General features: G+C 68.1%; 1 protein-coding gene. It reads right to left on the bottom strand.

Annotation, left to right across the window (positions count from 1 at the left end; genetic code table 11):
• A partial coding sequence (locus RB628_RS42080) for a hypothetical protein (RefSeq protein WP_318325849.1) occupies window positions 1-263 on the bottom strand: 263 nt, incomplete at both ends.

Here is a 263-nt window from a genome sequence, read left to right as displayed (position 1 = left end):
GCGATCTGCTGGTTGCGCTGCTGGTCGGCGGCGAGTTCGCCGTAGATGGCCTGGATGGAAGCGCCGTCGGTGCCGGGCTCGTCGGTGGTGAAGTGGCAGCGGTGCACGATGAGGTGTTTGGCGAAGCTGCTCTGGTCTTCGATCTCGTGGCGGATCGGCCCGCACTGCATGGTGATCAGGGCGTCCATCTGGTCGGCCCGGTACGGGGTGGCGGACAGGCCGATCCACCGCTCGGCCTTGACCTTGCGGATCGCGGCCTCGGC

Origin of the sequence: Streptomyces sp. ADMS (genome assembly GCF_033441795.1) — a bacterium.
Taxonomy (GTDB): Bacteria; Actinomycetota; Actinomycetes; order Streptomycetales; family Streptomycetaceae; genus Streptomyces.
The sequence above is the reverse complement of the archived record's forward strand: the minus strand, read 5'-3'. Positions and strand labels throughout refer to the sequence as shown.